Raw genomic sequence first — 20,355 nt, forward strand, 5'->3', positions numbered from 1 at the left:
TCAATTCTCCTTTCTTTTTGAATCTTTTAAAAAAGCTAAGAAAAACTCTAATATCTCCTCAAAAACACTGGTGTTTAAGGAATACTCAACATATTGTCCCTTCTTGATTGAACAAACCAATCCAGCATTCTTCAATATCTTCAGATGTTCACTAATAGCCGGTTTAGATATAGCAAATTTATCAGCAATATCCCCCGCTGTCATCTCTTCATTTTTTCGTAGAAGCTTGATTATCTTTCTGCGATTTTCATCAGATAATGCCTTAAATACGCTATCATTATTCATATCCATCCACCATAATTATTTAACTAATTACCTAAATATTTAAGTAATCCACCATGTCAAGAAGAAATGTATTTTTGGTTTGAGGTATGAAATTCTAAAGCTATTATAGGGCTTTTCTCTTTGCCATATTACTTTTCAGCTTTACATTATTATGAAGATAGAGAAAGTAGTATGTTTCCAGATAATGTAACAGGAGGTTTCATATGATAATGGAATACTGGATAAGTCCCAAAGGGATAGTAATTGATATTGAGAAGCATCCTGTTATAACAATAGTTAGAGACCCTCTATTTTTCGGTTATACTATAGATGAAATGCAAATAATATATGCCAAGTATAGTGATACAAATGAAATGGAAGGTGAAGCAACTAAGACAATAATCTCAGATCTTATAGAAAAGGGTTGGATATATTGCCATAGGCGTAATACTGATGGAGATTGGTTAGCAGATGTTAACAAGCTTGATAAGACAACTCGTTTTAATTTACAATTATGGACGCAATTCCTCAGGAAAGAGAAATTAATAACAGATGATCAGAACTTACGCATTTATAGGAGATTACGGGATTTAAAAACTAAACGTACATTTGAGCAGATCTTAGAGGGCAATTTTTTCGACTAACTTCAGTTTTTCTTCTCATTTGACGAATCTCCATTGCCATTGAAACGACTTTTCTGGAATCTATGTAAAATTTTTAGCAGAATTCCTATAAAACTTCGATCTCTTGTTTGTATAGTTGTTTTGATTTTCTCCATATCCATTCCGATATCAACACTAAGAGACATAGATTTCCGTATTCCCAACACTTGAGATGGATAAACAGATCTATGACCCGTCATCAAAAAGCTTATTATACAAGCGAGTGCTGCATAAGGAGCTATAGTAGGTCCAAATAACTCTACTGCCATAATACTTGAGGCGATAGGTGTATTTGTTGCACCTGATAGTAAAGCAACCAGACCAATAGCAGCAAAAGTGGGAACATCGAGACCAAACAACTGAGCAAAAAAAGCACCGGCAGCAGTTCCTATGAAGAAAATCGGAGTTATAACGCCACCACTACCTCCAAAACTTAAAGTTATGGCAGTAAACAAACCTTTTACCAGAAAAGCATACCAGATAATCCTTTCACCATGGAGAGTACTTTCAATAGTACTTGTACCTAATCCCAGAAACATTTTTGAAGAAAACAGATATACCAATCCTATTAATATAAGGCCACCGATTAGACCTTTAAACGGTTCCCAGATCCTTATTTTATCAGCTAGTTTTTTTACAAGATGAATTATCTCGATAAAATACAATGAACATAGACCAAAGAAAATACCGGCTCCGACAACTATAAAGAACAGATAATGGTTAAAGATGGGAGAAATTTGAATGTGGTTATAATAATAATGAATCCCCAGAATATTTGCTACTTGAAATGATATTACTCCGGCTACAAAAGAGGGAAACAGATCTTCGTGAACTATCATTCCTGCAACCAGTACTTCTAATCCAAAAATTGCACCAGCTATTGGGGTGCCAAAAACAGCTGAAAAGCCGGCGCTAATACCACAAACGACTAACTTTCTTCTCTCTCTGTCATTGAATCTATATACATCTGCAAGAAGCGAGGATAGGGCTGATCCTATCTGGGCAGCTGGTCCTTCTTTCCCGGCTGAACCACCGCTAGCTATAGTGATAACCGTTGTTAACAGTTTAATTGGTACAACTGCTACATTTATTCGCCCTGACCTCTTATGAATTGCTTCCAGAATTTTCTCAGTTCCATGTCCACCTGCTTCCGGAGCAAAGATTTTTATGATAAGAGTACTAAGAAATAAAGATACGGGGAGTAGGATAAAATATCTTGCTTGCTGTTGCCCAATACCTATTCCCCATTCGAGACTTTTTAAAAATATTGCAGTTGATATACCAACTATTATACCAATAATTGCTGCCAAAAAAAACCACTTTACCAAACTCATGAAAAGAACTGTCTCTTCGGCGAATAACTTCTTCATTGATTATCCTGCTCAATTAATAAGGTGAAGGAAAACAATCAACATTATCTCAGTCAAGGATAATTTAATTAAGATTTACTATCTTACTTAAATTATTTACTTGACTCATCGGATGAAAGTGAAAATACTTTGTCAGAGGTTTTAGATGGTAAAAAAAGTAGTTTTATTACAAGGTGGTTTTTCTGAAGAACGTGAAATATCACTGAAATCCTCTGCTGAAATACATAAAGCATTAAATGAATTGGGTTATGAGACTATACCCCTTGATCCAGCTAATTTTACCAATTATCTTCAATTAGGAGAACGAATCCTCTCCATCAAACCTGATATAGTTTTTATTGGTTTGCATGGTGGAGTAGGAGAAGAAGGCACATTACAAGCATTTTTGTCCTTGCTTGATATTCCTTACACCGGTTCAAATATGAATGCCAGCTCACTCTGCATGGATAAACATCTTAGTTTTGTCTTAGCATATTCAATTGGTATAAAAGTTCCTGAGTATCTTGTTATTGATGAATGCATTCCAAAGAATTGGAAATTCGTCGATAATTTAGTTTTACCTTTGGTTGTAAAACCCAACAATTCCGGTTCTTCAGTAGGAATTACTATATTAAGAGATCCAAACAATCTGATTGAAGCTATTCAAGAAGCTTTCCAATATAGTACAAAGGTAATTATTCAAAAGTATATTGAGGGCTCGGAATTGACAGTCTCTATCCTCGGTAAGAAAGCTCTCCCTGTTGTTGAGATCAAAGTTAAAGACGGCTGGTATGATTATCAAAATAAATACACTGCTGGCAAAACGATCTATGAAACACCTGCTGACCTATCTAACGAACAAACTAACAAAATACAAGATATGAGTATAAAGTTATTCAAGACATTTGGCTGTCGTGCCTATGCTCGTATCGATTTTCGCTATGATGGGAAAGATTTTTATTTTTTAGAGATCAATACTCTGCCAGGCATGACCTCACTCAGTCTTACACCAATGGCAGCTAAACAGGTAGGAATATCATTTCCTGAACTTGTTGAGGAGATCATTGAATATTCACTTCTATGAGAGAATTTGCTACTGGTAATTGTAATCTCAAAAACCCTTCATCTATATCCTGCAAAACAAGTATAAAGCATTTTGGCTTTTTTTATTTACAAAATGACGAGACTTGATTTCAGTATATCAATAATGTAATTTTATTACCCATAAGATGGAGATCTGGCATATGAAGATGCAGGAACTGAACTACTATTACAATAAATTTAAATTTGGTGAAGATATCTTTCATAACTTGATGCATAAGCAAATCAAGGAAATTTTACTTGTCTCTACCTTTTATGATGCCTTTATTTTTGAGCAAGACGGTCGTCTCTCAGAACAGATTTTTGGTGAATACAGGCAACTCAATCTCAGTACAGCTCCCCGCGTAACAAGTGTTCCTTCAGGCAAAGATGCCTTGCATAAATTAGAGGAGAATGATTATGATTTAGTCATTCTTATGATGAGAATAGGAGAAATAGGGCCTTTTGAATTGAGTAAACTGATTAAGAAGCATAATCCAGAATTACCGATACTACTCTTATTGAATGTACAATCAGATCTGGCAATTATTGAAAGTCATAAACAAGACATGGATTGCATTGATGACGTCTTCATTTGGAATGGTGACACAAAACTGTTCTTAGCGATGGTTAAGAATGTTGAGGATAAACAGAATGTAGCTTATGATACTGAGATCGGCTTGGTGAGAGTTATACTGCTTGTTGAGGATTCTGTTCATTACTATTCAATCTTTTTACCCTTATTATATTCTGTCATAATGCGTCAGACACAACGTTTGATTCAAGAAGAGTTAACCGATATCAATAAAAGACTTCGTATGCGAGCCCGTCCGAAAGTCCTTCTTGTACACAATTATGAAGATGCAATTGAGCTTTATGAAAAATACAAGGAATATATGGTGTGTGTTATCTCTGATATCAAATATTCCCATCAAGGAAAGATTGATGATGAAGCAGGCATAAAGTTAATTAAGACAATAACAGAAGATCAACAAGATATCCCGATCATCTTACAATCTTCTGAAACAGAAAATGCCCTAAAAGCAAAAGAGTTAGGGGTATATTTTATTGATAAAAATTCAAAAAAGCTGCTCCACAGTCTCCGCGAATTTATTATCAAGAATCTCGGTTTTGGAGATCTAATCTTTAGAGACACTAGTAATCGGGAGATCGCTCGAGTTACTACTTTGAATGAGATAGAACAAATACTTAAAACACTGCCAGACGAATCTTTACTCTATCATAGTAATAGTAATCACTTTTCCAACTGGCTTGTAGCTCATGGAGAGGTTGTTTTAGCAAAAAAGATACGACCAATGAAAGTTACCGATTTTTCCTCTGTAGATGATTTGAGATCTTTTCTATCACAGATATTCGAGGAAGTTAGACGTGATAAGTGCCGAGGAAAGATAATTAATTTTGATATCGCCAGTCTAACTGAAATCGATCAGATTATCCGTTTAACTGAAGGTTCTTTGGGTGGTAAAGGGCGAGGTTTGGCTTTTCTTAATGCATTGTTAGTTACCATGGAATTCGACAAGAAATTTCCCGAAGTCAGGATTTCACTACCGAGTACTGCTATCATTGGTACTAATGAATTTGATACTTTTCTGGAAAACCTGAATTTTGACGAATCAATAGCAAACTTATCAGACAGAGAAATTGATGAATTTTTTCTCAAAGGCGAATTAAGTTCCGAACTAATTGCTCGTTTAGAAGTATATTTAGATAAGATATACTATCCGATAGCTGTTCGTTCTTCCGGACTTTTAGAAGACTCACAATCTCAACCTTTTGCTGGTGTGTATCGAACCTATATGCTCCCTAATAACAATCCAGACAAGAAAGTAAGACTTAGGCAACTTACAGATGCCATCAAATTGGTATTTTCTTCGGTATATCTCAAAAATGCCCGTGGTTACATTGAGGGATTAAACTATAAAACCGAAGAAGAAAAGATGGCTGTTATCATACAGGAAATTGTAGGAAGTAATTTTAATAATACCCACTACTATCCGCATATCTCTGGAGCAGCTCAATCATACAACTTCTACCCTACTTCTTATATGGAAAATTCCGATGGGATAGCTGCAATTGCTTTGGGGTTAGGCAAGTCAATCGTCGAAGGTAAAGAGAACTATCGTTTTTGTCCAAAATACCCTAAACTGGAACCATTGCAACCGGATGATCGTATAAAAAGTTCTCAGAAAGATTTTTATGCTTTGAGTCTGCAAAAGAACAATTTCGATCTTAAAGAGGGTGATGATGCAACTCTGGTCAAGTTGGATCTAAAAACAGCAGAAAAAGAGGGTGCCTTAACAAATCTTGCTACTGTATGGGACTATCAAAATAACCGTTTTGTAGATTCGTTAACAACTCCCGGCATCAGAGTCTTAACTTTCCCGGGTATACTTAAATATAATCATTTCCCGTTAGCGGAGATCTTACAACAGATTCTGGAAATCGGAGAAATTGCACTCGGTACCCCGGTTGAAATCGAATTTGCCGTTAATCTGGACAATAACCCCTCCAAGGGGATCTTCCCAACTTTTTACATCTTGCAGATAAGGCCCTTATCAATTGCTATAGAGAGCTACAATATCGATACTTCAAAGATCGATAAATCAAAGTTATTCTTGTATACTGAAAAAGGGATGGGTAATGGTATCATAGATAATATATATGATGTAGTTTTCCTTGATCATTCAAAATTCGATAAGACACAAACCGTCAAAATGCAGGAAGAAATTGAGCAGTTGAATAATGAAATGAGGAAGGAAGATCGTGAGTATGTTCTCATAGGTCCAGGCAGATGGGGTTCAAGAGACCGGTTTTTAGGTATTCCTGTCCGATGGGCTCAGATAAACAAAGCAAAAGTTATTGTTGAAACAGGTCTGGAAGATTTTTTGATAGAAGCTTCTCAAGGTACTCACTTCTTTCATAATATAGTTGCCATGCAAGTTGGATACTTCACAATACCTTTTGTCTCATCCACCGATTTCATCGATTGGGAATGGCTAAAAGATCAGAAAGAGATAACCAGAACAGATTTCTTCATACATGTAAGAACCAATCGCCCTTTAATCATCAAAATGGATGGCAAGAAAGGAATTGCCCTGATCGAAAAATAGTAGGTTTGCTTAGATTATGAAAAAGTTTGAAACCAAGGACCTTATCCATTACTATAACAAACTCAAATATGGTGAAGATACTTTTCATAATCTGATGCAGTATAGAATCAGAGACATCCTCTTAGTGTCTACTTTCTATGATGCTTTCATTCTCGAACAGGACGGACACCTTTCCGATAAACTCTTCGGTGAATATCAACAACTTGATCTATCATTGTATCCCAAAATAGTAACCACCCCTTCGGCGGAAGAAGCTATAAAATTAGTTCAAGAGCAAAAATTCGACCTTGTGATCACACTGGAAAATGTCGGAAGGATTTCATCAGTTGATCTAGCAAGAGAGATAAAAGCTCTCGATAAGGAATTGCCCATTCTTCTCTTGCTCAACCAAACAGTCAATCCTCTCTACTTTGAACAAAATTCAGAATACGGAGAACTATTTGATGGCATCTTTTGCTGGGAAGGAGATGCAAAAATTTTCCTTACTATGGTTAAGCTTACAGAAGATAAAAGAAACTTAAAACATGATACGGAAGTCGGTTTAACTCGAGTCATTCTTCTCTATGAAAAATCTATTAAGTACTATTCTAAATTTCTTCCCTTAATCTATTACGAACTTGTTCGACAGACACAACGACTTATCAAAGAAGAGCTAAATGATATAAACAAACGGCTCAGAATGAGAGCACGGCCAAAAGTTATCCTTGTTCACTCTTTGGAAGAAGCACTAAAAATATATGATGAATTTAAGAATTACATAACCTGTGTTATCTCGGCAGAAAACTCTATTGTTGAGAAAAAACCGCATCTCTGTTATAAAATAAATGGTCTAAAACTCTTTAAGAAGATCAGGGAAAATGACCAAAGAACCTCTTTAATGCTTCATTCTTCAGATCAGAGCATCATAAGAGATGCTTTAGACGATAGTATTTATTATCTTTATGAAGGTTCTTCAGCTTTCTGGCGCGATTTTAGAAACTTCCTACACACGAGCCAAGGGTTCGGAGACTTTGTCTTTCGTGATCAAACAGGCAAAATCATTGATACGGCAGCATCAATGCGTGAGTTTGAGCAGAAACTCAAGACTATTAGTGACGATTCTCTCAAGTTTCATTCAGATTTGAATCATTTCTCAGCTTGGTTGATAGCTCATGGTGAATTTCAGGTAGCCAGAGTGATCGCACCAAAGAAGATCGAAGATTTTCCCGATATTAAAAACCTGCGAGATTATTTAATAGCTGTTTTCCAGTATGTCAATAGACAGAAGAACCGTGGTAAGATTGTCAGTTTTAACGAAGACAGTTTGACAGATGAAAAGCAGATAGTTCGTCTTTCTGAGGGCTCATTGGGTGGTAAAGGAAGAGGTTTGGCATTTCTAAATGCGTTAATGGAAACAATGGAATTTGATGACTATTTTCCGGATATTCATATCAAATTACCATGTACAGCAATTATCTGCACAGATGAATTTGACTCTTTTATCGAACGGAATAAACTCAATCTCGATTTTACAAAATACAGCGACTATGAAATTGACCGAATGTTTGTCGAAGCTCAGCTTTCTGATGAATTAATGTCCAGATTAAGGATATATCTAAATATCATTAGAAAACCAATAGCTGTTCGTTCTTCCGGTCTCTTGGAAGATTCACAATCCCAACCATTTGCCGGTGTGTATCGTACTTTTATGTTACCCAATAACCATCCTGATGATGAAATCCGCTTACTACGGCTTTGTAATGCCATTAAGCTCATTTTTGCATCGATATATCTCAAGAATACTCGCAACTATATAGAAGGGATTAATTTTAAGATAGAAGAAGAGAAAATGGCTGTCATTCTCCAGACTGTTGTCGGGAAACAATATAACTCTTACTATTATCCACATTTCTCGGGTGTAGCTCAATCATATAATTATTATCCGACTTCTTACATGAAGCATAATGACGGTATTGTTTCCTTAGCTGTCGGTTTGGGTAAATCTGTAGTAGATAGAGAGAAGAGCTATTCTTTCTGTCCTCGTTACCCTCGTATTGAGTTTATGCCACCTTTCCGGGTTGTCGAATATAGTCAGAGTCATTTTTACGCTATCAACTTGCAGTCAAACGAACTCGATCTGGTGAAGGGAGAAGAAGAATCTTTGGTTAAAAAGAAAATCGAAAATAATGAAAAAGAGGGACCTCTGATCAATGTTACTTCCATTTGGGATTATGAGAATAACGCCTTCCTTGAAGGAACCTTTGTCAAAGGTCCCCGAGTAATAACCTTCCGATCTATTACTCATTTTAATCTTATCCCCCTTTCTGATATTCTAAATTTGATCCTGCAAATTGGTGAGAAAGCTATGGGTATCCCGGTAGAAATCGAGTTCGCGGTTAATCTGGAAGAAGATCCATCAGACGAAGATGAAAAACAACTACCTGCATTCTATCTCCTGCAAATCAGACCTCTCAACGTCAGTAAAGAGAGATTAAGTATTGATCTGAATTCTATTGACAAAAAGGAATCACTGTTATTTTCATCCTGTGCATTAGGAAACGGAGTTATTGACGGGATCCATGACTTGATTTATTTAGTCCCCGATCTTTTTGATAACAGTAAAACGTTACAAATGAGAGATGAGATTGAGTTTCTAAATGAAACATTACGGAAAGAGAATCGCTATTATATCCTCATTGGACCCGGTAGGTGGGGTTCCAGTGATCGTTTTCTCGGTATTCCGGTAAAATGGGCTCAGATCAATCGAGCTAAGGTAATTGTGGAAGTCGGGTTAAAGAATTTTATTGTTGAAGCTTCACAGGGTAGCCATTTCTTTCAAAACGTGTTTGCTATGAATGTAGGTTATTTTACTATCCCTTACAGTGAAAACAGTATCAACTGGATATGGCTGAATAAACAAAAAATACATCAAAAAACAGATCATTTTATCCATCTGCGAAGTAATAATCCTTTTCTGACCAAAATAGACGGCAGAAAAGGAGCTGCTATAATTTTTAAACCTCAAGGAGGTGGTAAGAAATAAAAATTTTAACGGTCATTTGCCTGGTAAACAAGTGATTGAGCATACTAAGTACATTAGTATAGATCGTAAGCAAAAAAAACGTTGGAGGTATTTGAATGAATTTACAAGAATTTATGTACAAAGTTAAGGCAAGGAATCCTAATGAACCGGAGTTTATTCAATCTGTTGCCGAAGTAATCGAAAGCATCTGGCCTGTTTATACAGCTAATCCGCAATTTCAGCAGGCTAATATTCTGGAGCGGATTGTTGAACCGGAAAGAGTAATCATGTTTCGTGTTCCTTGGGTTGCTGATAATGGCGAAATTGAAGTTAACCGTGGGTATCGGGTTGAATTCAACAGCGCTATTGGTCCCTACAAGGGTGGTCTTCGTTTTCATCCGAGTGTGAACCTTTCTATCCTTAAGTTTCTCGGATTTGAACAAATTTTTAAAAATAGCCTCACTACACTACCTATCGGGGGTGGAAAAGGCGGATCTGATTTTAATCCCCGTGGTAGATCTGATGGTGAAGTAATGCGGTTCTGTCAGTCCTTCATGCTGGAACTGTTCCGTCACCTTGGTCCTGATACAGATGTACCTGCTGGTGACATTGGTGTCGGTAAGCGAGAGATTGGTTATATGTTCGGTATGTATAAAAAGATCAAGAATGAATTTACCGGTGTCTTTACAGGTAAAGCACTCAATTGGGGTGGTAGTTTAATTCGTCCAGAAGCAACAGGTTATGGTACCGTTTACTTTGCCGAAGAGATGCTAAAAACCCGTAATGATAGCATAGAAGGAAAGACCGTAGTTGTTTCAGGTTCTGGTAATGTTTCTCAGTTTGCCATAGAAAAAGTCAATATGTTAGGTGGTAAGGTTGTTACTATTTCTGATTCTGACGGGTTTGTTTATGATCCTGATGGAATCAAAGGTGAGAAATGGGAATATCTGATGGAACTGAAAAATATTCGTCGTGGTAGAGTTAAAGAGTATGCCGACGAGTTCAAAGTCGAATATCATCAAGGTAAACGTCCTTGGGGTATTAAATGTGATGTTGCTCTACCGTGTGCAACTCAGAATGAGATCAATGAACAAGAAGCTGCTGAGCTGGTTAAGAACGGATGTAAATGCGTTTCTGAAGGTGCTAACATGCCAACCGTACCAGAAGGTGTTAAGATTTTCATAGAAAACAAGCTCCTCTACGGTCCGGGCAAGGCAGCTAATGCCGGTGGTGTTGCTACTTCGGCTCTGGAAATGACACAAAACAGTATGCGTCTAAATTGGAGTCGTGAAGAAGTTGATGAGAAATTGCACGGTATTATGTGTTCTATTCATAACCAATGTGTAGAGTATGGTAAAGAGGGAGACTTTGTTAATTACGTCAAAGGTGGTAATATTGCCGGATTTATGAAAGTTGCCTCAGCTATGCTTGATCATGGTGTTCTATAATCTTAAAATATGGTGCCGTTCAAATGAACGGCACCACTTTTTGAAAGACTACTTATGCTAAAAAGAATATGTGAAATTTCCAACAGGATTTTACGCTGTGCCAGTGGTGATTTTAAGAAACTTGAGTTTATCAAAGGTATAGCTGCTATTTTTGATGAATTTTCTAAAGCTAATTCAGTTGTTATCTATTTGGGTGATCAAGAAAAACTAAATGTGTTCGAATATTTACCAGTTGATGTTATCTCGGTAAAAAAACAAAGAAAAACCGATTTCCCTTTTCAACACTATAATCGCAGAGAGTTGTTGGATCTCAACTTCAAAAAAGAATTTTCCTCATGGATTGAAAGCTTTTTTAATCAGGAAATTATCAAAAACAGGAAGAAATCTCAACCTATTGCTTTACAGAATATTGTAACCGAGGAAGGGATCTGTTTCTTTATCAATGATATAGATATTAATGGATCACAAAAAACTACCACTGAAAATTTTCAATCCTACTATATCATCCCCTTCTTGATAGATGCGAAAAACTTCGCTATCCTTGTTATGAGAGCTTTCAAGAGAAATGCCTTTGACCGCCCTAACATTAACTTCTTCTCTAAATTAATTCAAGTATTATCTGAAGGTTTCTCTCATCAATACGCTCAAGATGCACTCAAAGAAAGAGTAAAAGAATTACTTTGTCTTTATCAGATCACACAAATTGCTAATAAACCTAACCTTACCATCAATCAAGTATTGCAACAAATTGCCGATATACTCCCCTCTGCTATGCAATATCCGGAAATTGCCTTTGCCCGTATCTACGTAGATGATGAATATTATAAGAGTAAAAACTTCCGGGAGAGCAAAATTAAATTATCAGCCCGGATTGCCTATAAATATGAACAGCGTGGATTTTTAGAAGTCTTTTATCGTGAAAGAGACATTCCGAAATACGGTCAGGTCTTTCTCCAAGAGGAAGAAAACTTGTTAGAGACTGTTTCCAAACAGATCGCTCTCATTATTGAACGAAAACAGGTTGAAGAACTAAATACGAAGTTACAGGAACAACTCCGTCATGCAGATAGATTAGCAACCATTGGACAACTCTCTGCCGGTATAGCTCATGAGATCAATGAACCCTTGGCTACTATCCTCGGTTTTGCTCAACTTATCGAAAAGGGTGAAAACATTCCTTCTGAAGCGATCGAAGATGCAAAAAAGATAATCAATGCGACTCTTCATAGTCGTGAAATAGTACGCAAACTAATGCTATTTTCCAGACAGATGCCACCAAAAAAGGGTAAAGTTAATCTCAATCAGGTTATTGATGAGGGTCTTTATTTTTTGGAGAGCCGATGCCAGAAATCGGGTATCGAGATTATTAGAAATTTGGAAAAAGATCTGCCGGAAATAGATGCCGACCCCAATCAGATCCATCAGGTATTGGTAAATCTAATCGTTAATTCTATTCATGCTATGCCCAAAGGCGGTAAACTAATTCTGGCAACGAAAAACAATCCTGATAATTCCATCTCATTTTCCGTTGAAGATACCGGAACAGGAATCAATGAAGAGATCCAGCAAAAGATATTCATTCCCTTCTTTACGACTAAAGACATTGATCAGGGAACCGGCTTGGGGCTTTCTGTTGTTCACGGGATCATCTCTGCCCACAATGGTCAGATCAACGTTAATAGTAAGCTCGGAAAAGGTAGTATCTTTGAAATTAAGCTTCCTATATACGGCAACTTAAAGAACAAATAACCGGTGAGGAAAGATTGCTTATTACGGACTCCCAATTATAAAAGGATTCATAGATTATGACTGATAATAGGTTAACCATTCTCGTTGTTGATGATTCTATTGATTCATTGGAGATGATCAGTAGAAAATTAAAGAAACGTGATTTCTCTGTTTTTACTGCTACTAATGTTGCCGACGCTTTATCAGTCTTGGAAAAGACCGATATTGATCTGGTGATCACCGACTTCAAAATGCCTAAAGTTAGTGGTTTGGAACTTATCAGACACATCAATGAGAATTATAAGCAATTGAAAGTTGTAATGATTACAGGATACCCTACCATTGACGGTGCTGTAGAAGCTGTAAAGTCTGGTGCTGAGGAATATTTGATAAAACCTTTCACTGATGAAGAACTCTACAAAGCTATAGACGAAGTAGTCGAAAAGATCAGAACCGAAAGTTTAACTGAGGTAACTCAAATCCCCGACACTTACCAGAGTTATGGATTAATCGGTAACTCACAATCAATGAACACGGTATTTCATGCTATTGAACGGTCTACTGCCATCTACGCTACTGTCCTAATAACTGGCGAGAGTGGCACCGGTAAAGAACTCGTGGCACGGGCAATCCATTATCATAGCCCCCGTTCCGCGGCCCCATTTGTTGCCGTCAATTGTGGTGCTATTCCTGAAAATCTCTTGGAAAGCGAACTATTTGGTTTTATGAAGGGTGCCTTCACTGGTGCTCACGAAACAAGAGCTGGATTCTTTATCATTGCTGATGGCGGCACTATCTTCCTCGATGAGATCAGTGAAACATCACTCTCTATGCAAGTCAAGCTCCTCAGAGTTTTACAGGATAAACAGGTATCTATGATCGGAGCTAAGCAATCTCGTAAAGTTGATGTCCGCATCATTGCTGCTACTAATAAAAATCTGGCTAAACTGGTAGATCAAGGTCACTTTCGGGAAGACCTGTTTTATCGACTCAATGTGATCACTATTGATTTACCACCTCTCCGTGAAAGAAATGACGATGTGATAATACTTACTAAATACTTTTTAGAGAAATATGCTAAAGAGATCGGGAAAAAAACACCTACATTGACTGAAAACGCCTTCCTTGCCTTAAAGAATTACTCATGGCCCGGAAATGTTAGAGAATTGGAAAATTTTGCCCATCGTTTGGTTATTATGATCGATCATCCGACTATTGATGTCCCCGATCTACCCGAAGCGATGAGATATTGCATTCAAGTTGATAAAGATTATACAAAATCTCTCAAAGATATGGAAGCGGAATATATCCGTAATGTCCTTGCCTCTGTTGAAGGCAATAAAAGTAAAGCAGCCCAAATACTCGGCATAGACCGAAAAACGCTCCGTTCAAAACTACCGGATAAAGACGAAGAATAAAAATTCATCCTCATCACCATTGCTGATCTTCTATCGAAGTATATTAATCTGTTTTTTATTATATCCACAAGAATTGACGCATTTCCTACAGAATTTTCAACTTTATTATTCTGATACTAATAGGTAGCACACGAGTCGGCCCTAGCCGACTCGTGTGCTACCTAGGGGTATAAGAGAGATAAAAACTATCAAATCAAGAAAACATCTTTAATAGGGCAATTCGTGAACCGAGGAAATCACTTCTTCGTGGCTGCTTCCGAGCTCGACGAAGTCAATTGCCCCTACACTTCAGATTTATCAGGATATAGAGAGTATGTAAAACATCTAAAAACTGGGGAATAATTCCCCAGCAGTATAGTTTTTCCCCATTTTTTTATGGTTTTTTATGAGAAATTTTCAGGCAGCAAGTTAAGATCAACTATCTCGTATCTCATTTAATATCAATAGATAACGCTATTAGAATAACAGATATTACCACCTTTTTTTTCTTTGGCACGAAGTATGCAATATATGTGGGGTGAGAATAAAAGAAACATGGGAGGTTAACATGTCACTCAAACATCAATATAAAGAAGAATTAAAAAAGAGTATTCAAGAAGAAATGAAGGTAGAACTTCATTCTAAGAACAATCAGAGAACTGGTTTATGTGCCGATTGTGTTCGCGCTGAGAGTTGTAGCTTAAGTAATAATACTGAAGCAGCCATCTGGAACTGTGAAGATTATGAAAATGAAGAGGTTGCTCCAATAGCAGCTGAGAGCAAGGTAGAAGCTAAGATGGAAGCTATGGCTGATGCTGCTGTGGAAGCTAATCCCGGATTGTGCCCTTATTGTATTCATAATGAGAATTGCAGCTTGAAGAAAGTTGAGGGTGGAATCTGGCATTGCGAAGAATATGCTTAATAGTTGTTAGAAAGATAATTTTTGCTTACGATACCTCTAACGTAAGAAAGGAGCCGGACACTGTTCGGTTCCTTTCATTTTAAGAGTATATCAGTTAAGAATATTTTCCTGATTAATCTATAATGAGGATTATAATTCTGCCTAAAAATATCACTATGTCTGGGAGAATAGACCACTGCACTGTCTAAACAACTTTTTAGTATCTTTTCTTGTTCTTCAAAAACCTTCCCAAGAACACCTATTTCTTTAATTAATTTCTCGATTTCATACCAATATTTATTATATCCATCTGTACTTGTCTGGTCTCGAGCACTCTGTAAGAATAGATCAAAATAATCTATCTCACTGATCATTTTATCTAAGATCACCTGCAGATTTACCCGGCAGAAGTCATTACCGGAAAGAGAGAGATCTTGAACATATGGTTCTTGATTACCTTGAAATTGCAATAATTCTTCATGTAAATAGCTATACGCTTCAGATTCGTTCGTAATTAGATGTCCGGGACCATACAATGCCTGATAGAAGAGCTTATAATAATCAATCAATTCTGCAGCGGGATGCAGATTGTATTCAATTTTTATCAGATCAAGAGCTTCATCTCTATCAAAATGAATCACTTGTGCCATTGATAGTTCTCGTTTTTATCTTAATGAATAATCTTGCCGGCTTTGACAACTCTTGTGATTTTTATGGATAGGATATCATCATTTTGTAATAGATCGCGGTCTAAACAGACTAAATCTGCTTTCCTTCCTGGAGTTAGCATACCTACGTTTTCATCTTCGTTAATTAAGCGGGCTGCATTGATCGTATAAAGAGACAGAGCTGCGAACGGATCAATTCTCTCGGTAGTATTATGATGATTGACGGCACCATAGATACCCTTCAAAGCATTCATCTCAGTTACATACCAATCAGAACCCCCAGTAACGAGAACATTTTTAGCAAGTAACGAACGAAATCTATTACATTGTAATGCTCTATCCTTTCCAATAACATGAGCATACAATTTATCTTCACCACCCCAGAGCAAATCAAATACAGGTTGCATTACAGCAGCTACGTGATACTCCTTCATCATATCGATAACTCGATCATCTGTTATCAACTCTGAGTGAATAATCTGATGATGAATATTCTTGGGATTTTGCTGCTGTGCTTGGGCATAAAGCGATAGGATCTGCTTTATTGCTGCATCTCCTATACAATGGATCGCTACCTGCAGACCATTTTCGTGTGCTTCCAGAATAAACTTTTCCCATTCCTGAGAACTCTTATACAATATTCCTCTGTTTTGTGGATCATTGATGTACGGTTCTGATAAAGCTGCCGTGCCAGAGCCAAAAGAACCGTCAGCCAAGATACAACCACCCACTCTTGGTGCACCGAGTTCTAACGCTTTCTGTATATTAAAGATCTGAGGATAAAGTACAAACTCAATGGAAAACTTCTTTTTTGATTCTTGAAGTAATTTATAATGTAGTGGATCATCTTTAGCATCTCCAACCATAGTATGAACTGTTGTATGACCTGCTAAAATTGCTAATTCTGCTGCTCTCTGATAGGCAGATATTATCTCTTCTTGAGAAATATTTCTGTGAAACCAGCGACTGATATGATCGTTCCAATCACCTCTGTAAACTTCAACTTCAGGCAGGGGAATTTTTCCCCATTGTTCAATTTCCTTTTTTGCTTTACTGTTGATCTGGACTGAATGACCATCTATACGCCGTATCAGACAAGGAGCATTAGGAAATATTCTATCCAACTCTTCTGGAGCCGGAAATCTTTTCTCGCTGATAAGATTTTCATCAAAGTTGTAACCGACAAATATTCCGTCGATGGGTTCTCTCTCTTGCAACAACTTATATACATCTTCCAGACACCGGCAGTTTCCTAAATCAGCTGCCCTGGAATAGAGCCCCCCTTCAAAAGAATGGGTATGAGTATCTACAAAACCGGGATAGACAAAAGTGCCGTTTAAGTCAATCTTATTACCTTGAAAGTTGTTTGGTAATTTCTGAAATGTCTCGACTATTACACCATTTTCATCAACCAATAACGCACTAAAGGTCTCATGTCTCTCCTTTAGTGAATAAAAGAGTGCATTATAAAAAAGAGTCATATTACCCCTCGTTCCTAAATACTTTATTCTTTAACAGTTCATAAAAGTTGGCTACCGGAAAACCCATCACATTAAAATAGCACCCCACAACACGGGTTATAAACTGGCTCCCATAACCTTGTATTCCATAAGCTCCCGCTTTATCTGTCGGTTCACCTGTTTCTATATAGTCACTTATCTCTGTAGCAGTTAATTCTTTAAAAGTTACCGCTGTGCGGGCATAATCGGTATAGCTCCGACCGTGATAACAGACACATAGTCCGGTATAGACAAAATGGGGCTGTCCGGAGAGGAGAGAGAGAAAATGGGCTGCTTGAAAATCGTCTTCCGGTTTGTTGAGTATTTCACCGTTCAGATAGACCACTGTGTCAGCAGCAACAACAACACATTCCGGGTCCATTGCTTTTGCTACATGAGTTGCCTTTTGCTTAGCCAAACTGATCACATATTTTCTTGGATTAGTTGTCTTGATATTTTCATCTATCTCGGCTGGCATATAGAGAACTTTTAAACCCAATTGCCCAAAAATTTGCTGCCTTCTGGGTGATTTGGAAGCGAGAATTACTCTCCTGTCCTTTAATATGTTATGGATCATAAAAACTCCGTGTTTGGCTTTTTCATTATAACTTGGATATTTTATGAGTCACCGACCAAGAGTCAATAAAAACTTCGAAAACCATTTATTTGAGTAGAAAAATGGTAGTTTAACAAGAATAAAATAACTCCCGTATTCTTAATAACTTGCTGGAGACTCTTTCGTGCTATCTTACAAAAGAACTTGATTCTAAATAACTACTTCAAATCATTTTCTAATTCATAATTAAAATTTATATTGACAATATAACCATAATTTTATATATAATAAACTTGCATTGAGTAGTTTCTCTATTTCGGGGTTTAATTTTCAGTCAATTGAGTTGTGAGCTTTTAATTGATTTCTTTTTATAACTCTGCTCACATCTCAAGGGGAGTCTGTAAATGAAGTTTGTTAGAAAAAATCAACAGTGTGCCATGCGCATTCATCTACTGTAAAAAAATTTTCTTAGCATTGAAAAGAATGCCAGACCTCAAAAAAAAGAGGTTAATACGTCTGATGATGAATCGCAATTAGCTTTTTTTTCTGGTTTCAAGTCTCAAAAAAACTACTATTTTACTGCCAGTTCAACGATATTTGAACCGTTATTCACTAGCTATATTCAAAATCACATCAATTTAGTTTATAATCTAACAGATCATAATCAATTTACCTTACAACTTCATAAACAGAGGAGGTTATTATGAAGAAGTATATATTTATCACAATCATTCTATTTAGTGGTTTTATGTTATACAGTCAGTTCTCAGCCCGTGAGGAAAGCAGAACTGGAACAATTCCCGATCTGATCTCGTTCCAAGGGAGATTAACTGACAGTATGGGTGAACCGGTAAATGACATTCTATCGATCAGATTTAATGTCTATGATGTTGCTGTAGGTGGCTCTGCGATTTGGACAGAAGATCGAGAAGTCACAATCTTTAACGGATTGTTTCAATTGAATCTGGGTGAATTAAACCCCCTTGATGAATCATATTTCGCAGCAGAAGCTCGCTGGTTAGGTGTAAAGATCAGTGCAGATGCTGAGATGACTCCTCGCATCAGAATTGTAAGTACAGCTTACTCTCTACACTCTGTAGAAGAAGACCCAACGTGGGAAGGAGAAACCAATATTAGTGGAGATATTGGTAGAACCGGAAATGTAGGGATAGGGACACCGACACCTGCATATCCTTTGCATATTATTGGTAGTGGTGCTGAAGAGTATCAAAAAATATCCAATCAAGAAGATCTACCGGTGAGCATGTCGTTCGAAACTCCTTATCTTAAATGGCTCATCGGTCAGAATAGACCACCTGATATGCCTGTTTTATATGATGGGTTTTTCTTCTATGATGATTATGTAGAACAAACTCGATTACTTATCAACTATGTTGGTAATGTAGGTATAGGAGCCATAAACCCTACTCAGAAACTGGATATTGACGGTAATATCAGAATTAGGGGTGGTTTTCCCGGTCTTGGTAAGGTTCTAACTTCTGATGCAACTGGGGTTGCTACCTGGCAAGAACCCACAACAATAGCAGAAACTGATCCTACTTGGAGTGGAGATACTGACATAACAGGAGCCATAGGTAGAACAGGTTATGTCGGTATTGGGACTACAACCCCTACAGAATTATTACATGTAAGTGGTGGTGATGCTATGATAAATTCACATACAATAGGTAGAGGTGGTGGTGGTTTAGAAAGTAATGTGGTTATCGGTTATCAAGCACTTCACTCCAATACTACATCGGGTGATAGAAATGTCGCGATCGGTCATCAGGCATTATATTCGCAAACAGTTGGAGGATTAAACACAGCAATTGGCTATAAATCACTTCACTCCAATACTTCTGGTTATGAGAATACAGCAATTGGACATAGAAGTCTATATTCCAACACGGAAGGTGTTTTCAATACTGCTAATGGCGTGGACGTGCTTTACTCGAACTCTACAGGTAATTTTAACACAGCGTCCGGATACAGAGCTTTACAAGGAAATACTACGGGTAATAGAAATACGGCATACGGTGTAGAGGCATTATCATTAAATTCAACAGCAAATGATAATACTGCCCTGGGTTATTATGCTTTAACATCCAATACAACAGGGTATGAAAATACTGCCGTCGGAGGCGAAGCATTATATTACAACAATATCGGGTATAGAAATACGGCAGTCGGATTTCAGGCACTATACAGTTCAACAGCTAATGACAATGATGCCTTCGGATGGAAAGCACTATTTACAAACACTACTGGTAGCAATAATACCGCTTTAGGTAATTATTCATTGCATAATAATACTGAAGGTGACTATAATCTGGCTGTTGGTGGTGGTGCCCTAAGAACAAATACTACCGGTAATTATAATGTCGGCATTGGACATAGCACAATCTTGGGTAATGAGACGGGATTGGGAAATACTGCTGTTGGTACTTGGTCTTTAAGTGGCTCTGCTGCAGGAGGTTGTAACGAGAACTCGGTTTTGGGTTATCAAGCTATGGCAATGAATTATACTGGAAGTTATAACTCAGCAATGGGAAGCCAATCATTATACTGGAACAGTTCCGGTAATTATAATACTGCCAATGGATTTAAGGCACTATTTTTTAATACTAGTGGGGAATTTAATACAGCAATTGGAACTAATGCTCTTTATACT

General features: G+C 37.2%; 14 protein-coding genes. 9 read left to right on the forward strand and 5 right to left on the reverse strand.

Annotated features, from left to right (window positions below):
- On the reverse strand, positions 1–285 hold the full coding sequence (locus K0B81_07860) for an autorepressor SdpR family transcription factor (protein ID MBW6516510.1): 285 nt from the start codon (positions 283–285) through the stop codon (positions 1–3).
- Positions 286–488: 203 nt separating this feature from the next.
- On the opposite strand from K0B81_07860, the gene K0B81_07865 reads away from it, so the two are divergent.
- Positions 489–908 carry a hypothetical protein gene (locus tag K0B81_07865; protein MBW6516511.1) on the forward strand — a complete coding sequence of 140 codons (420 nt, stop codon included), beginning with the start codon at positions 489–491 and terminating at the stop codon, positions 906–908.
- A gap of 2 nt (positions 909–910) precedes the next feature.
- On the opposite strand, the gene K0B81_07870 is transcribed toward K0B81_07865, so the two are convergent.
- The gene (locus K0B81_07870) at positions 911–2,296 is read right to left on the reverse strand and encodes a chloride channel protein (GenBank protein MBW6516512.1); all 1,386 of its coding nucleotides are present in this window, start codon (positions 2,294–2,296) and stop codon (positions 911–913) included.
- A gap of 145 nt (positions 2,297–2,441) precedes the next feature.
- Between K0B81_07870 and K0B81_07875 the strand changes: the two genes are divergently transcribed.
- The 7 genes from K0B81_07875 to K0B81_07905 all read left to right on the forward strand — a co-directional run bounded on the left by K0B81_07875 (position 2,442) and on the right by K0B81_07905 (position 14,982).
- Entirely contained in the window at positions 2,442–3,359 is a 918-nt protein-coding gene (locus tag K0B81_07875; protein ID MBW6516513.1) for a D-alanine--D-alanine ligase, read from the forward strand.
- Between the two features lie 160 nt (positions 3,360–3,519).
- Entirely contained in the window at positions 3,520–6,486 is a 2,967-nt protein-coding gene (locus tag K0B81_07880; protein MBW6516514.1) for a hypothetical protein, read from the forward strand.
- 16 nt (positions 6,487–6,502) lie between these two features.
- On the forward strand, positions 6,503–9,508 hold the full coding sequence (locus K0B81_07885; GenBank protein MBW6516515.1) for a hypothetical protein: 3,006 nt from the start codon (positions 6,503–6,505) through the stop codon (positions 9,506–9,508).
- Between the two features lie 95 nt (positions 9,509–9,603).
- On the forward strand, positions 9,604–10,935 hold the full coding sequence (gene gdhA, locus K0B81_07890) for an NADP-specific glutamate dehydrogenase (GenBank protein ID MBW6516516.1): 1,332 nt from the start codon (positions 9,604–9,606) through the stop codon (positions 10,933–10,935).
- A 54-nt stretch (positions 10,936–10,989) separates the two neighbouring features.
- A complete protein-coding gene (locus K0B81_07895; GenBank protein MBW6516517.1) occupies positions 10,990–12,684 on the forward strand; it encodes a hypothetical protein in 1,695 nt (564 codons plus the stop codon).
- Positions 12,685–12,740: 56 nt separating this feature from the next.
- Positions 12,741–14,081, forward strand: coding sequence for a sigma-54 dependent transcriptional regulator (locus K0B81_07900; protein ID MBW6516518.1), 1,341 nt, complete (start codon positions 12,741–12,743; stop codon positions 14,079–14,081).
- Between the two features lie 547 nt (positions 14,082–14,628).
- Positions 14,629–14,982, forward strand: coding sequence for a hypothetical protein (locus K0B81_07905; GenBank protein ID MBW6516519.1), 354 nt, complete (start codon positions 14,629–14,631; stop codon positions 14,980–14,982).
- A 74-nt stretch (positions 14,983–15,056) separates the two neighbouring features.
- Here K0B81_07905 and K0B81_07910 read toward each other — a convergent pair whose 3' ends face one another.
- The 3 genes from K0B81_07910 to K0B81_07920 are packed head-to-tail and all read right to left on the reverse strand — an operon-like array spanning position 15,057 to position 17,705.
- Complete coding sequence (locus tag K0B81_07910; GenBank protein MBW6516520.1) at positions 15,057–15,611, reverse strand: hypothetical protein; 555 nt, start codon at positions 15,609–15,611, stop codon at positions 15,057–15,059.
- A gap of 20 nt (positions 15,612–15,631) precedes the next feature.
- Entirely contained in the window at positions 15,632–17,110 is a 1,479-nt protein-coding gene (locus tag K0B81_07915) for an amidohydrolase (protein MBW6516521.1), read from the reverse strand.
- 1 nt (position 17,111) lies between these two features.
- Positions 17,112–17,705 carry a Maf family protein gene (locus tag K0B81_07920; GenBank protein MBW6516522.1) on the reverse strand — a complete coding sequence of 198 codons (594 nt, stop codon included), beginning with the start codon at positions 17,703–17,705 and terminating at the stop codon, positions 17,112–17,114.
- A gap of 682 nt (positions 17,706–18,387) precedes the next feature.
- Here K0B81_07920 and K0B81_07925 point away from each other — a divergent pair.
- Positions 18,388–20,355: hypothetical protein (locus tag K0B81_07925; GenBank protein ID MBW6516523.1), on the forward strand; the 1,968-nt coding region annotated here is incomplete at its 3' end.

Source organism: Candidatus Cloacimonadota bacterium, from assembly GCA_019429305.1.
GTDB lineage: Bacteria > Cloacimonadota > Cloacimonadia > Cloacimonadales > JAJBBL01 > JAHYIR01.

Bases quoted from the DNA above. Each gene is read 5' to 3' on its own strand.
- K0B81_07860 (MBW6516510.1), bottom strand. From the start codon at position 285: ATGAATAATGATAGCGTATTTAAGGCATTATCTGATGAAAATCGCAGA.
- K0B81_07865 (MBW6516511.1), top strand. From the start codon at position 489: ATGATAATGGAATACTGGATAAGTCCCAAAGGGATAGTAATTGATATT.
- K0B81_07870 (MBW6516512.1), bottom strand. From the start codon at position 2,296: ATGAAGAAGTTATTCGCCGAAGAGACAGTTCTTTTCATGAGTTTGGTA.
- K0B81_07875 (MBW6516513.1), top strand. From the start codon at position 2,442: ATGGTAAAAAAAGTAGTTTTATTACAAGGTGGTTTTTCTGAAGAACGT.
- K0B81_07880 (MBW6516514.1), top strand. From the start codon at position 3,520: ATGAAGATGCAGGAACTGAACTACTATTACAATAAATTTAAATTTGGT.
- K0B81_07885 (MBW6516515.1), top strand. From the start codon at position 6,503: ATGAAAAAGTTTGAAACCAAGGACCTTATCCATTACTATAACAAACTC.
- gdhA (MBW6516516.1), top strand. From the start codon at position 9,604: ATGAATTTACAAGAATTTATGTACAAAGTTAAGGCAAGGAATCCTAAT.
- K0B81_07895 (MBW6516517.1), top strand. From the start codon at position 10,990: ATGCTAAAAAGAATATGTGAAATTTCCAACAGGATTTTACGCTGTGCC.
- K0B81_07900 (MBW6516518.1), top strand. From the start codon at position 12,741: ATGACTGATAATAGGTTAACCATTCTCGTTGTTGATGATTCTATTGAT.
- K0B81_07905 (MBW6516519.1), top strand. From the start codon at position 14,629: ATGTCACTCAAACATCAATATAAAGAAGAATTAAAAAAGAGTATTCAA.
- K0B81_07910 (MBW6516520.1), bottom strand. From the start codon at position 15,611: ATGGCACAAGTGATTCATTTTGATAGAGATGAAGCTCTTGATCTGATA.
- K0B81_07915 (MBW6516521.1), bottom strand. From the start codon at position 17,110: ATGACTCTTTTTTATAATGCACTCTTTTATTCACTAAAGGAGAGACAT.
- K0B81_07920 (MBW6516522.1), bottom strand. From the start codon at position 17,705: ATGATCCATAACATATTAAAGGACAGGAGAGTAATTCTCGCTTCCAAA.